This is a genomic window from Solwaraspora sp. WMMD792, assembly GCF_029626105.1.
Taxonomy (GTDB): Bacteria; Actinomycetota; Actinomycetes; order Mycobacteriales; family Micromonosporaceae; genus Micromonospora_E.
Genome location: NZ_JARUBH010000009.1, coordinates 4,695,186 through 4,707,782 on the forward strand (window position 1 = coordinate 4,695,186; position 12,597 = coordinate 4,707,782).

Here is a 12,597-nt window from a genome sequence, read left to right on the forward strand (position 1 = left end):
CGAGCTCTCAGCCGTACCGCTCGACGAGCGCGGTGCCGAGCGCGGCCAGGTGGTCCCGCACACCGGCGGGGCCGGTCACCTCCAGCCAGTCGACCTGCCAGGCGAGTTCGCCGGCGAGCGTGTACTCGCTGTAGCCACGGATCACGACTTCGACGCGGCCGTCGGTCGTGGGGCCACCCACCTCGAGCCGGTCGCCGAGCGCCATCCGCAGGTTGCCGATCCCGTCGGGCGCGCAGACCGCCTGGATTTCGACGGGCATCCGCCTGCGGTCGACCTCGTCGGCGATCTCCCGCCAGCTGCCGGCGAGGTCGAAGTCCGCGGGTCGGTGCACTGGATCGTCGGTGGGGTCGACGGACGACACGCGGTCGATCCGGAAGGTCCGTCGGCCAGACTCGGTGGTGGCGACGAGGTACCACCACGGATTCTTGGCGACGATGCCCAGCGGGTGGACGGTCCGCTCGGTTACGGTGCCGGTCCTGTCGACGTAGCCGAGCCGCACCTGGACGCCCCGGATCACCGCGTCCTGGAGTTCGTCGAGGAGGCGCGGCGGCGGGCGGTCGATCCGGCTCGTCCCCCATCGTTGCGGGTCCACGACAATCGACGACGCTGCTGCCTGCGCCTGCGCCCGGAACGGCTCCGGCAGGGCCTGAACGAGCTTGCGCAGCGCTGCTTTCACCTCCGGTGTCGCGGCCGAGGCCGGGCCGGCGACCAGGAACAGGGCGCGGGCCTCACTCGCGGTCAACCCGGACAGATCGGTACGGGCACCGCCCACGAGACGCCAGCCGCCGCCTCGGCCCTGCGTGGCGTAAATGGGCACCCCGGCCATGGCCAGGGCGTCGAGGTCGCGGCGGGCGGTGCGCTCGGAGACCTCCAGCTCCCGGGCGACCTCCGCCGCGGTCACCTGCTCGCGCTGTTGCAGCAGCAGGAGTACGGCCACCAGCCGGTCGGTTCGCATGCCGCCAAGATTGTCAGATAAACCGGTCATGAGGTGACCGGTTATGGTCGGCAGGATGGCGACATGAATTTTCCCGAGCCAAGTCTTGTCCCCGTCAACGGCGTGAAGCTCGAAGTCTTTGAAGCCGGCCGGCGCAACGCCGGCAAGCCGATCGTGCTCTGTCACGGCTGGCCGGAGCACGCCTACTCCTGGCGTCATCAGATGGCTGCCCTGGCCGAGGCGGGCTACCACGTCATCGCCCCGAACCAGCGGGGCTACGGCAATTCGTCGCGCCCGGCCGAGGTGACCGACTACGACATCGCACACCTGTCGGGTGATCTCGTCGCGCTGCTCGATCACTACGGGTACGAGGACGCCACCTTCGTCGGCCACGACTGGGGTGCGATGGTCGTCTGGGGGCTGACCCTGCTGCATCCGGACCGGGTGAACAAGGTGATCAACCTGAGTCTGCCGTACCAGGAGCGCGGCGAGACGCCCTGGATCGAGCTGATGGAAGCCGTCCTCGGTGGCGACTTCTACTTCGTCCACTTCAACCGGCAGCCGGGGGTCGCGGACGCCGTGTTCGACGAGAACACCTTCCAGTTCCTGCGCAACCTGTACCGGAAGAACCTGCCCCTGATGGAACCTCAGCCCGGCATGGCGTTCATCGAGCTGGCCAGGGCGGCAGCGCCACTCGGTGAGCCGGTGATGAGCGACGACGAGCTGGCCGTCTTCGTCTCCGCCTTCGAGTCGACCGGGTTCACCGGCAGCATCAACTGGTACCGCAACCTCGACCGCAACTGGCACCTACTGGCGGACGTCGACCCGATCATCCGACAGCCCACGCTGATGATCTACGGCGACCGGGATCTGATCGCGAAGTCCGACCGACTGGCGGAGTTCGTGCCCAACGTGGAGGTGGTCACCCTGGACTGCGGCCACTGGATCCAGCAGGAGAAGCCGGAAGAAACGACCCAGGCGATCCTGCAGTGGCTGGCGCAGCAGGACGGCACCGTCCGCGTCCGTTGACCCGACGCCTGACGTGCCCGGCTAGGCTCCGGGGCCGACGCTGGTCACCTCGGGGATGAGCGAACTGCCGATGACGCGACGGGGTGGCCGTTGCACGTCCTCAGGCAGGTGGCCCGGCTGCCGCACGAGTACAGCACCTGGATCGGTGATTGGCACTCCGTGCCGAACGGCGACCCGCCGCAACCTTACGCGGCGGGTACGCCGTTCGCCGGGGTTGTCGTCACGCCGGCCGATGCTGCGGGTGTCTCCCGACGCTAGGACGATCGCCGTCCCCGACGGCAGCCGGATCGCCCTGCTGGCGGTGGTCCCGCTGCACGCCGACGAGATGGCGGTCAAGATCGAACACGGTACGGACGCACTCATCGAGATCCTCGACCGTGGTGGCGTCACCGAGTTGTTGGACCCGCAGCGATCCTCGTACGCCTGACCACTCGGCCGAGCGCGTCGACGCGGCCGGCAAGGTCCCGGGCCGGGCACCTCAGATCTGCCAGGAGTCCAGCCACACCAGCTTCTCCACGGTTGCCCTTGTCGCGCCGAGTTTGCGGCGTTCGGTTCAGGTCGGCTGCGCCGCACGGTGTGCGCGTACGGCGGTGGACGAGGTGGCGGCCAGCTGCGGACGGGTCGGCAACCAGACGGTCTGGATGCCGAGTCGCTCGTTCATCGCGGCAAGCTGGCTCTCGTAGTGGAGGTCCGCAGCCGTACGCACGCCACGGACAATGACCGTGACTCCGCGACGCAGGCAGTAGGTGGCGGTCAGGCCGGTCCAGGTGTCCACCTCGACATTGCCCCAGTCCGCCGGCAGGGCGTCGCGCACGCGTACCGCCCTGGCCGTAGCCTCCGTGGTCGGTTGCTTGTCGGCGTTCACCGCCAACAGCACAATGATCCGGTCGAACATCACCCGGGCACGGGCCACCAGGTCGCGGTGCCCCGGGGTGAACGGGTCGAACGTACCGGGATAGACCGCCAACGAACCGCGCACCGGCGTCAACCGGCCGTGGTGGGGTAGCTGTTCTGGAAGGCGAGCCGCTGGTCAGCGTCCGCCGCGATGCCGTCAAGGTGATCGTCGAGGTTGACGAAGGCCTGCCAGGGTTCCTGCCCAGAGGCGGCAGCGAGACGGTCGACGACGAGTTGTTCGAGGTCGACGACCCGCTTGGCTTTCCAGATCTTGTCGGCGAGGCTGACGAGCAGGTCTTCGCACTCGATGCCGGGCGACTGCCAACTGGCGTGCGTCGCGGCGAAGCGTGCCAGGTACGGATCGATGCCGGTGTCGAGCAGAAGCTGTTGACCGGCCGGCTCGTGCCCCGAACCCGGCCCGGACAACTCCGCCACGTGAACGGTCTTGCCGATGTCGTGGGTGGCTGCGCCGAAGAGTACGGCGTCGCGGTCGACGGCCAGGGCCGGGTAGTGGACGGTCAGCCAGTCCGTGAGCTGGGCGGCAACGTCGTGTACCGCACGCAGATGTGCGGCCAGCCGCGGCGGCGCGTCGAGCCGCAGGAGAAGGTCGCCGACCGGGGCCGGTAGCGGCCGCAGCGGCGGATCGTCCAGGGCATGGCGCAGCGTCAACGGCATATCTGCTCCATGGTGGTCGGCTGTTGGGTCCCCGGCGAACAATAGTAGGGCGCAATCAACTGACCACGTGCCGCCCGTAGCGCCCAGCCCGCTGACCGGTCCGCCGGCATCAAGGGCGCCTACGATCGAGGCCGAACTTGTCCGGAGCGTGCACCCGCCGCTCAACGTTCGCGGCGTCGAGCCCGGGCACCTCCAAGCGGCTGTGGTCGCAGCCCGGAGCTCGTACAACTCCAGCAGCCGCTTCGGATGCTCCGTCGAGGTGACGCCTACGCACGTCAAAATTGCCCCGTGAGGTGTCTGAGCGTCACCTCGACGCACGTCTGCCGTCAGCAGCGCTTCGATGGCATCTGGTGCGGGGGTGGCAGATCGTCGAGGGTCACGGTGTCGTGCATCAGATCGACGACCCGGCCGCGTGTCCTGGCCGCGCTGGCCTCCCGCCGCTGGTGGCGTGGTCGGGGCGGTCCCTCAGCAGCTCGCTCGACGCCCTGACGGGGTCCGGCATCCCGCCCTGACCCTCCTCGGTGGACTCAGCCGGCTGACCGAAGTCTGGCGAGTTTCCTGTACTGGTCGTCGGCTTATTGGTGGCCGGAATAGTGTCGGTGGATCAACCATTTGGTTCATGGCAACATATGACAAAGGAAAGCGAGCCCTGATCGTCGGGCTCGGGATCAGCGGCATCTCCACCGCCATCCGGCTACGTTCGATCGGCTGGGAGCCGGTGATCGTGGAACGGGCACCGGCCCGCCGTGGGGGCGGCTACTTCCTCGGCGTTTTCGGCGCGGGTCAGGACGCCGCGCGCAGGCTGGGCATCCTGGACGCCATTCCGGACCGGGTGCCGACGGACACCACCACCTTCGTCGTGAACCGCGCCGGCGGGAGGCGGCGCGGGATGGGGTTCACCGACTTCCCCGGCCGGCTCCGGTGCATGCTGCGGGGTGACGTGGAGCGGGGCGCGTTCTCGGCGTTACCCGACGATGTGGAGATCCGGTACTCGACCTCACCGACCCGGATCGAACAGGACGACGACGGTGTCGACGTGACGCTGGAACGCAACGGCGTTGCCGTCACCGAGCGCTTCGATCTCGTGGTGGGTGCCGACGGTGTCCGCTCCACTGTGCGCCGCCTGGCGTTCGGCCCGCATCCGCAGTTCCTGCACCCGCTCGGTTACCAGATCGGCGCGTGTCTGCTGCCGCACCCGATCGCCGGCATGGGCCCCAACGAGGGTGCCATCCTGCTCGAACTGAACCGTTCCCTATGGGTTTTCCCGATCAAGGATCATCCGCCGACGGCTTTCTTCTCCTACCGTACCGATGATATTGATCGCGAATTCAGCGGCCGCCCCATCGACCGGCTTCGCGCCGCTTTCGGGCCTCAGTCGTACGGTCGCCTGCTCGGCGAGGCCCTCGACGCGTACGAGGCCGCGGACCAGCCGCTGTTCGACACGGCCGAACAGGTGCGGATGCGCAAGTGGTCGACGGGCCGGGTGGTGCTCGTCGGGGACTCCGCCTGGTGCCTGACTGTCTTCTCGGGCATGGGAGTGTCGTCGGCCATCGCCGGAGCCGACGTGCTGGGCACGATGCTGCAGCGCCACGGTGACCGCGTGCTACCAGCCCTGCAAGCCTGGGAGGACCACCTGCGGCGGCCCATCGACTCGTACCAGCGCGCCGGGGTCGACATGATCCCGTTGTTCACGCCGCAGACTCCGCGCCAGATCACGGTGCGGACCGCCTTCGAGGTGGGCGAACGGCTGCCGCTGATCGGCCGGGCGCTGCGCTGGATCTCCAGCGGCGAGCACGCCGAGAAGGACCGGGACATTGCCCTGGTGACCGACGATGCCCCTGCCCTCGTCGGCGGGTAACGCCCAGCTACCGGGGCTGGGACCGTAGCTCGGCCTGGTACCGGCCGGGTGTCTGACCGACGACCTCGGTGAACGCGTCGATGAAGCTGGACGGGTTGGACCAGCCGCACCTTGTCGCGGTCTCGGTGACGGACCGGCCGTCGGTGAGATGCATGAGCGCATGATGGACGCGCAGCATGGTCCGCCAGCGGTGGAAGCTCATGCCGAGTTCGGCGTTGAACAGCCGGCTGAGCGTCCGCTCGCTCGCGCCGACGGCCCGGCCGAGGACAGCGAGCGTGGCATTCTGGCCGGGGTCGGCGTGCAGCCGGTCGGTCACCGCGCGCAGCCGGTCGTCGGTCGGCTCCGGCAGGTGCAGCGACGGTTCGGAGGTCTCGGCGAACTCGTCGAGCAGGACCGCGCGGATCCGCTCGTAGGCACCGGGTCGTGTCTCCGGACGGTCGGTCAACGCCAGGAACGTCTCGCGCAGCAGTAGGTTGACCGTGCACACGCTGGGATGCGCTGGCAGGTCGCCGCAGAGTTCGCGCGGGACCATGACGAGCCGTACGTCGGTGGTGCCGATCGAGCGGTGGGCGTGCTCGAAGCCGGGCGGGGTCCAGGTGACCCGGTTGGCCGGGGCCACCCACGTGCCGCGTGCGGTGGTGGTGGCCAGGGCGCCGGTCGCCGCCCACAGCAGCAGACCGTCGGTGTGCTGATGGCGGTCGAGGAGGAAGCCGTGCGGGAGCCGCCCCCAGCCGGCGGGGGTCGCCAGCCGGAACGAGCCACGAAGTGGCAAATCTTGGCGGGTTTCAGGCATCGGCTGTCAGTTTACCGGTGGTCGGCATTCTTCGGCCAGCCCAGGATTGCCGCATGAGTGGTGTGTCACTGGGGATGATCGGCAAATATCGGCGCCCCGCGCAACGGCGGATGCTGGCGCTGAGCGTGCTGGAGCAGGAACGGATCAGTCCGCACTTCGTTTCCGTCACGCTCGGCGGAGACGACTTCGCGCACCTCGAGCAATCCGGGTACGACCAGTTCGGTCGCCTCTTCTTCAGCCCGCCGGGCCAGGCCGAGGCGACGCTGCCGACCAGCGACAAGTGGATGCGTCAGTACGCGCTCCTGCCGGCCCGGCGCCGCCCACGTACCCGGATGTACTCGATCCGACGCTTCCGGCCGGAGATCTCCGCCTTCGACATCGAGGTCGCCGTACACGAAGAAGCCGGTGGCGGGCCGTCGGCGCCCGGCACCGCCTGGGCACTGGCGGCCAAACCTGGCGACCGGGTCACCTTCCTCGACGAGGGCTACTGCTACCAGCCCACCCACGCCGCCACCTGGCAGCTGCTGGTCGGCGACGAGAGCGCGCTGCCGGCCATCCTCGCGATCCTGGACAGCGCCGGGCCGACCCTGCCCACCGAGGTCTTCGTCGAGGTACCCACCAGCGCGGACATCCGGCACGACGTGACCGTGCCCGCCGGCACGACGATGCACTGGCTGCCCCGCGACGACCCCGACCGCAAACCTGGCGCCCTGGCACTACCGGCCGTACGCGACGCCACGCTCCCCTCGGGCCCCTCCTACACCTGGACGGCCGGGGAATCGGCGCTGGCCACCGGTCTTCGCCGGCATCTCGTCACCGACCGTGGCGTACCGAAGTCCGACATCGCGTTCGTCGGATACTGGAAACACGGCCACGCCAGCCTCTGATCGCGGTTCTCGTCGCTGGTCAGCGTCGCGCCGTTGCTGGTCGGCTATCGTGGCCTGCCCCACTGTGGGTCAGTGCCAAGCCTACCGACGGAAAGAAGGGGTCCTGTGATGCAGTCCGCTGACCTACCCGAGGTGTCTCACTTCACCTACCGCGTGACGTGATCGGCTGAGGTCACCGCTTTCGTGGAGCGGTGGTTACCTCACGCCGGTCGGCGCCGGGATGGTTCCGTTCGAGTCTGGCTGAGGGGTGAAAGCCGAGATGACGGGTACGGGCGCGGGTCGGCCGCCGAGCCGGGTAGCCGGTCGACGGTAACCGGCTCACCGTCGCGGCCGAGCTACAGACCGATGCCGCTGGCCTCGTTGATATCGCCGCCCAGCGCTTCGTCATGGCGTTCGTAGCCGACCGACGATCGTGGCAGGGCCACCGCCCAGTCGAGGCAACGACGGGCGACCGAGCCGTTCGCCGCACCCTGTCCCGCTGGATGACGATCACGGCCCAGATTCCCTCCGCCGATTTCTGCGCACCAGCGAGTATCCGGCGCCGGTACCGAGATCGCCGCTGCACGGCCTACGCGGGTCGGGTCCTGACTCCGGTCAGCTGAACCACATAGCCGACGAACCGGAGGTCCTCGCTTTCGGGCGGCCAACCATCCGCAGAGCTGACCGCGCTGACTGCTCCAGAGCCGGGGACGGGGTACAAGTAGTTGTCCGGCCCGTCCGCGTGGGGAGCGTACCGGCAGTGCGCGGTCTGGATGGACGCTACCGTCCCGACGGTCACCGACACCGATGCGGCGACGCCGCCGTGGTGCTCCTCGGCCGCGTCTACGCGGCCGGCCAGGTCTGCACCAAGCACCTCCGACAGCCACTCGACATTCGGGTCATGCAGCGTCCACGCGACTTCGTCGCCGAGCGCGAAGGGCTCCCCGCAGCACTGCATCTGCCAGGAGTCCAGCCACACCGTCTTCTCCACCCTGCCCATTGTCGTACCTGGTTGATGGCGACGACATAACCGCTAGTCATGCTCCGCTGGCTCGTAGCCGTGGGCGACCAGGACGGCCATGAGCCACGTCTCCCACGCCTCCTCGTCCGGATCGAGCCATCGGTGCTGGTGCGGGCACTGCCAGTTCGGTCGCTCCTCAGCGACCAGGCAGCCGCCAAGCGCCAGCTGTCCGTTGGCGGCAGCCGCCCGCGCTTGCGGAATGGGAAGGCCGAACAGCAGCGGAGCGCCGGCGGCGCCGCAACGAGGACAACACGGGCTCACGTTCACACCGTACCGACGACGGATGCGCCGCCTCGCCCAGGAATTTCTGGACGCCCAGCCGCTCGTGCATCGCAGCGAGCCGGTGCTCGTAGTGAAGGTCCACCGCTGTGCGCAGGTGATCAGTTGTCGGCGAACGCCGGGCTGGTCTGGCATCCAGACGCGTCGTCGAGGTGAGCATCGGGACATCGGGTCGGATGATCGCGGGTGATCACCAAGCCTTGATCAACTGTGGGTGCCATCGGCACCCTCACTCTTCAAGATCGACCTGAGCTGATGCTAATTTGCACGCCCACCCTACGATGCGCGCATGGCCGTTGATCACAAACTCGGACCGACACCACAGAGTCCAGAAGCCAGTAACCCTGAGATGGAGAACGCCCGCGTCGGCTATCAAGCAGCGGTTTCTCTGATGGCATTTGAGGGCAACCTGGTGTGGGCACGTTACGGGCTGATGGTCCTAGTGCATACGATCATCCTGACGGCAATCGGGCTGACATCCGGCGCACAGCAGCCAACAAGAACCATCACTTTGGTCGGCCTCTCACTGGTCGGACTCACGCTGTGTGTCGTCTGGTGGCTGGTCAACGACATCGGCTTTCGCTACTACTTCTACTGGCTGTTCGCGGCACGCGAGCTAGAGGAGCGCTATTTAGCTCCCACGCAGACTCTCAGCAGAGGCATCCCCCTCGAAAGGAACGAAGCGATGACGATCATCCTTGGCGGGAAAGAATATCCGCCGAACGTCAAGATGGAAGATCGGTTCCGAATGGTGAATTCGTCGAAGGCCGTGATCATCATCTTTGGCGTGCTCTACCTGGCTCTCGTCGCCGCACTCCTCCTGCCATGATCGTGGGGAAGGTCGACGTGACCTGGTTCGTGTCAGTTCACTCCGACACTGGCCGTGGTGACGCAATCGGCCTCCCGAACAGCAGGCTCCGCCCGTCAGCGGCGGCGGTGGGCGGCGCCGTCGAGGCGGTGGCGGGCGATGGTGAACAGTTCGGTGATCTCGGCCGGCAGCCGGGCGGCGGTCTCCCGGTGCAGATGGCGGCGGGACGCTGGCGGCAGGCCGGTGAGCACGAAGTCGTCCAGCCCGGTCACCAGGCACAACCCGCCCAGCCGCGCCTCGAAAGCCGGCAACGGTTCGCCGCGCTGTAGGCGTACGGTCAGACGGGCCCAGGCCCAGGCGGCCCGGTTCATGTCGGTCGGGACATGGACCACGGCGGTGGTCAGCAGCCGGCGGCGTACCGTCCGGGGCCGGACCACGCCCGCCGCGGTCAGCCGCCGGGCGACCTGGCCGTGGGCCCGCGGCGCCAGCAACGCCAACCACGTTCCTACCCGCCGGTGCCTCGGCTCCGCGTCCAGCCAGCGCAGGATCCAGCCGCCGAGCGCGTCCACCGGTACGTGCCGCGCGGCCAGCCACAACCGGCCATCGTGCACCCGCAACGCGCCCGCGTCGACCAGGTCGGCCAGCAGGGCTACGGCAGACGGTACCGCCGCAACCGGCGCTGAAGACCCAGCGGCAGCTGCGGTGGCGGCAGGGAAGATCGAGACGTAGTGGTCATGAAGGCAAATATCTGGCCAATTTCGCTCGGATGACAGCGAGACGCCCAGCTTTTGTCAGGCTCCCTGGAGATTCACTGCCACCACATGTCGACCAAGGTCCGACAGACATGACGATCCAAATAATTGACAAAAACCAGCCAGATTCCTGTCCACAATCCATCATCAGCCAGACCGACTTATGCCTCGAAAAGAGATCCTTCCTCAGGGCGACTTGCTGCTAGCTTGAATGGAAGCTCGACACCGTAAGATCAATTTACGCAAGGAGGCAGGGTGAGACTGACGCCACAATCAGCAATTTACAGAACGCTTGTGATCAGCATTTTGATTTCGATCACATTCTCCGGCCAGATGGGCGCGGCATACGCAGCGCCGAGCCCAGCTGCGCCGACCGAGCCGACTTCACCTCGAGTCACGCAAGAGTCAGAAGAACCCACGCCTGTAGATCTTGAATCAACCGGGCCAAGCAACAGAAAGGAGATCACTGCAGCGGACATACTTCGAGCCAACCCGAATGCAAAACAGGTCCGAGAAAACGCGGTCAACATCGCACCGGGAGTCGATGTACTACTGCCACCGAAAAGAACCGGGCAGGACAACACGCAAGCTCGGACAGATATTTGCGACTACTACAACCTTTGCTTTTGGGAACACAGCTACGCGGACCTGTTTGGTGCCGGACTTGGATTCTATGCCTGCCAACCAGCAAATGCCATCATGAACCTCGGTGGCATGCGATATCCCGATAGAGCATGGGTAGGAACAGGCAGCTCGGCGCCGAAGTGGAACGACCGCATCTCATCGTTCGAGAACAACCAAACACCCGGAACAGTCAGCCGCTTCTACAACTACCTTGGATCCAACAACTGGAGCGTCGCAGCCACAAGCTATGCATTCGACTACGAAAGCAATATGCGCAACCGGAACGCGAATGACATAGTCGACGGGATTCATGTCTGCACCGAATGACATGCAGCAAGCCCAGCTCTCCCCTTGAGGTGCGTCGGGGCGGCTTCCATCGACCTGGAAGCCGCCCCGGTCAACCTCAGCCAGCTTCAGCTGTGCGTCCGTAACTCAGAATCAGGTTGTAGACCTGCACCTGTCGCGGTTCGGTAAGCTTGACCAGCTCGTGTGCAAGCAGTTCTCCGTTAACCGGGTCGAAGATCAGCAAGTGTTGGACGTTGTGCTCGGTGTCGTCGGCCGTGACAGCCACACCAGTCCGACCAGCGCGGTCGACAACCTCGCCCCGCCAGTGCAGACCGGGCGTGTCGGCGAGGATGCGTAGGATCTGCGAACGGACCGAACGCGGCACCAGGTACAGGCTGTAAATGTCGTTGACTGCCTTGACAGTTGCCCCTGCACCGGCACCGGCACCGGCACCGGCCTTGAGCTTCCTGGCGAGTTCGGACGGGTCCTCGGTGATCGGCTGATCCGGACCAACCAGCCCTGTTGACGTAACGGGCGCACCGGGCGTCCGGGAACCGGGTTCGAGGACGCCTTCCCAATACTGTCGGGACTCTTCAGTGGGGAATTCCGGCATCAACTGCTGAGTCCTGGTCATGCCGTTTCCGCTACTGTCCGACCAGGTCTCGACCTCCTCCGCGATACTCATGACATGACCGCCTGGCCCCAGCGCTTGCCGGGCCCCCCAGGACTTACGCCGATGATACGAGTAGGTCCCGCCGGCGTTGTCATATGGGGCATCAGAAATACGGTCGGCGAGGTCCATGAGCATTGGTCCAGCAGCCGGAGGACTGTCCGGCTGCTGGTATGCCACAGGCGTCAACACCTCCAGTTCAGCTCCGGCAGCCGCACCGAGGGAATCGTTCGGTGCAGGGCCGGTGGTTCGGTCCCCCAACATCCAGGCCGGCACAGTCACCGCCGCCGCTGCTACAACGATCGCGACAGCAACCACAACGGCCAGTCGTGGCCTGCGGACAAGTGACGGACGCACGTCGCCGCCAGCCGTCAGACCCAACTGCACCGAGCTGTGGTCAGTACGCTCGATGATCTCGTGTGCTGCTTCTCTGGGGGATGGAAAACTCGTTCCTTGGATCGGGTCAGCCGGCCCGAGAAGTTCTTGAACTCGCTGGGATGCGCGCATCCTCGCCCCTCTCACTTACAGAGTCGTTCCGCTGTGCGGTACCACCGGTTGTCGAGTCGATGGCTGACTTCAGGCGGCGGCGGGCGCGGTGTAATCGCACCGCTGCTGCCGTCCGACTGCAGCCGAGCGCCGATGCGGCTTCGGCGACTGATAGACGCTCCCAGCCGATGAGACGCAGCAGCTCCTGATCCGCCTCAGGCAAGGTCAGCAGGGCCCGCCGAAGATCGACCATCTCTGCCCTGGACTCGGGATGAGACCAACTGCTCGCATCGGGCTGACTCATCTCGGCAAGCGGCGTCGTGGGTGGCCTAGCGCGTTGTACCCGCCAGAGATTGGCCAGGAGCCGCCGGGCGACGCCGTACAGCCAGGGAAGCTCGCGGTCCGGCACGTCAGCACGCCGCCGCCAGGCGACCGTGAAGACCTCCTGGGCGAGCTCGACCGAGACATCCATGTCAGCCGTACGCCTCACCCCGTACGCCACTATGTTTCGGTAGTGGGCGGCGTAGACGCCAGTGAACCAGCGTTCGTCACGCTCCCCCGTGGGCTTCATACGGTCTCCTGACTGACGGGCTGATGCGGTCTCCCTTACTTGTGTACAGATT

16 protein-coding genes are annotated in these 12,597 nt (G+C 66.6%); 7 read left to right on the plus strand and 9 right to left on the minus strand.

What is annotated here, in order from left to right:
- Positions 1 to 7 precede the first annotated feature (7 nt).
- The gene (locus O7629_RS21875) at positions 8 to 955 is read right to left on the minus strand and encodes a WYL domain-containing protein (RefSeq protein WP_278171403.1); all 948 of its coding nucleotides are present in this window, start codon (positions 953 to 955) and stop codon (positions 8 to 10) included.
- Positions 956 to 1,057: 102 nt separating this feature from the next.
- On the opposite strand from O7629_RS21875, the gene O7629_RS21880 reads away from it, so the two are divergent.
- From O7629_RS21880 to O7629_RS21890, 3 genes are all read left to right on the plus strand, one after another.
- Positions 1,058 to 1,963 carry an alpha/beta hydrolase gene (locus O7629_RS21880; RefSeq protein ID WP_278171405.1) on the plus strand — a complete coding sequence of 302 codons (906 nt, stop codon included), beginning with the start codon at positions 1,058 to 1,060 and terminating at the stop codon, positions 1,961 to 1,963.
- A 108-nt stretch (positions 1,964 to 2,071) separates the two neighbouring features.
- Positions 2,072 to 2,221 carry a hypothetical protein gene (locus tag O7629_RS21885; RefSeq protein ID WP_278174625.1) on the plus strand — a complete coding sequence of 50 codons (150 nt, stop codon included), beginning with the start codon at positions 2,072 to 2,074 and terminating at the stop codon, positions 2,219 to 2,221.
- The gene (locus tag O7629_RS21890) at positions 2,205 to 2,390 is read left to right on the plus strand and encodes a suppressor of fused domain protein (protein WP_278171407.1); all 186 of its coding nucleotides are present in this window, start codon (positions 2,205 to 2,207) and stop codon (positions 2,388 to 2,390) included. The genes O7629_RS21885 and O7629_RS21890 overlap by 17 nt, the downstream gene beginning before the upstream one ends.
- Before the next feature lie 126 nt (positions 2,391 to 2,516).
- Here the strand turns inward: O7629_RS21890 and coaD are convergent, their stop codons facing one another.
- Together coaD and O7629_RS21900 are read right to left on the minus strand one after the other, a co-directional pair.
- Complete coding sequence (gene coaD, locus O7629_RS21895) at positions 2,517 to 2,942, minus strand: pantetheine-phosphate adenylyltransferase (protein ID WP_278171408.1); 426 nt, start codon at positions 2,940 to 2,942, stop codon at positions 2,517 to 2,519.
- Between the two features lie 5 nt (positions 2,943 to 2,947).
- Complete coding sequence (locus O7629_RS21900) at positions 2,948 to 3,532, minus strand: HD domain-containing protein (RefSeq protein WP_278171410.1); 585 nt, start codon at positions 3,530 to 3,532, stop codon at positions 2,948 to 2,950.
- A 619-nt stretch (positions 3,533 to 4,151) separates the two neighbouring features.
- Here O7629_RS21900 and O7629_RS21905 point away from each other — a divergent pair.
- The gene (locus O7629_RS21905; protein ID WP_278171411.1) at positions 4,152 to 5,390 is read left to right on the plus strand and encodes an FAD-dependent monooxygenase; all 1,239 of its coding nucleotides are present in this window, start codon (positions 4,152 to 4,154) and stop codon (positions 5,388 to 5,390) included.
- A gap of 7 nt (positions 5,391 to 5,397) precedes the next feature.
- On the opposite strand, the gene O7629_RS21910 is transcribed toward O7629_RS21905, so the two are convergent.
- Positions 5,398 to 6,183 carry an AraC family transcriptional regulator gene (locus O7629_RS21910; RefSeq protein WP_278171413.1) on the minus strand — a complete coding sequence of 262 codons (786 nt, stop codon included), beginning with the start codon at positions 6,181 to 6,183 and terminating at the stop codon, positions 5,398 to 5,400.
- A 53-nt stretch (positions 6,184 to 6,236) separates the two neighbouring features.
- Between O7629_RS21910 and O7629_RS21915 the strand changes: the two genes are divergently transcribed.
- Positions 6,237 to 7,070 carry a siderophore-interacting protein gene (locus O7629_RS21915; RefSeq protein ID WP_278171414.1) on the plus strand — a complete coding sequence of 278 codons (834 nt, stop codon included), beginning with the start codon at positions 6,237 to 6,239 and terminating at the stop codon, positions 7,068 to 7,070.
- A 568-nt stretch (positions 7,071 to 7,638) separates the two neighbouring features.
- On the opposite strand, the gene O7629_RS21920 is transcribed toward O7629_RS21915, so the two are convergent.
- Together O7629_RS21920 and O7629_RS21925 are read right to left on the minus strand one after the other, a co-directional pair.
- A complete protein-coding gene (locus O7629_RS21920) occupies positions 7,639 to 8,040 on the minus strand; it encodes a DUF6578 domain-containing protein (RefSeq protein WP_278171416.1) in 402 nt (133 codons plus the stop codon).
- Positions 8,041 to 8,082: 42 nt separating this feature from the next.
- Complete coding sequence (locus O7629_RS21925) at positions 8,083 to 8,331, minus strand: hypothetical protein (RefSeq protein WP_278171417.1); 249 nt, start codon at positions 8,329 to 8,331, stop codon at positions 8,083 to 8,085.
- 307 nt (positions 8,332 to 8,638) lie between these two features.
- On the opposite strand from O7629_RS21925, the gene O7629_RS21930 reads away from it, so the two are divergent.
- Positions 8,639 to 9,178, plus strand: coding sequence for a hypothetical protein (locus tag O7629_RS21930; RefSeq protein ID WP_278171419.1), 540 nt, complete (start codon positions 8,639 to 8,641; stop codon positions 9,176 to 9,178).
- A 95-nt stretch (positions 9,179 to 9,273) separates the two neighbouring features.
- Here the strand turns inward: O7629_RS21930 and O7629_RS21935 are convergent, their stop codons facing one another.
- Positions 9,274 to 9,942, minus strand: a complete 669-nt coding sequence (locus O7629_RS21935; RefSeq protein WP_347403734.1) for a GPP34 family phosphoprotein — start codon at positions 9,940 to 9,942, stop codon at positions 9,274 to 9,276.
- A gap of 222 nt (positions 9,943 to 10,164) precedes the next feature.
- On the opposite strand from O7629_RS21935, the gene O7629_RS21940 reads away from it, so the two are divergent.
- Positions 10,165 to 10,860, plus strand: coding sequence for a hypothetical protein (locus O7629_RS21940; protein WP_278171420.1), 696 nt, complete (start codon positions 10,165 to 10,167; stop codon positions 10,858 to 10,860).
- 76 nt (positions 10,861 to 10,936) lie between these two features.
- Here the strand turns inward: O7629_RS21940 and O7629_RS21945 are convergent, their stop codons facing one another.
- Both O7629_RS21945 and O7629_RS21950 read right to left on the minus strand, forming a co-directional pair.
- Positions 10,937 to 11,995 carry a CU044_5270 family protein gene (locus O7629_RS21945; protein WP_278171422.1) on the minus strand — a complete coding sequence of 353 codons (1,059 nt, stop codon included), beginning with the start codon at positions 11,993 to 11,995 and terminating at the stop codon, positions 10,937 to 10,939.
- Positions 11,952 to 12,545: a sigma-70 family RNA polymerase sigma factor gene (locus O7629_RS21950; RefSeq protein ID WP_278171424.1), complete on the minus strand. Its 594-nt coding sequence runs from the start codon at positions 12,543 to 12,545 to the stop codon at positions 11,952 to 11,954. The genes O7629_RS21945 and O7629_RS21950 overlap by 44 nt, the downstream gene beginning before the upstream one ends.
- Positions 12,546 to 12,597: the final 52 nt, after the last annotated feature.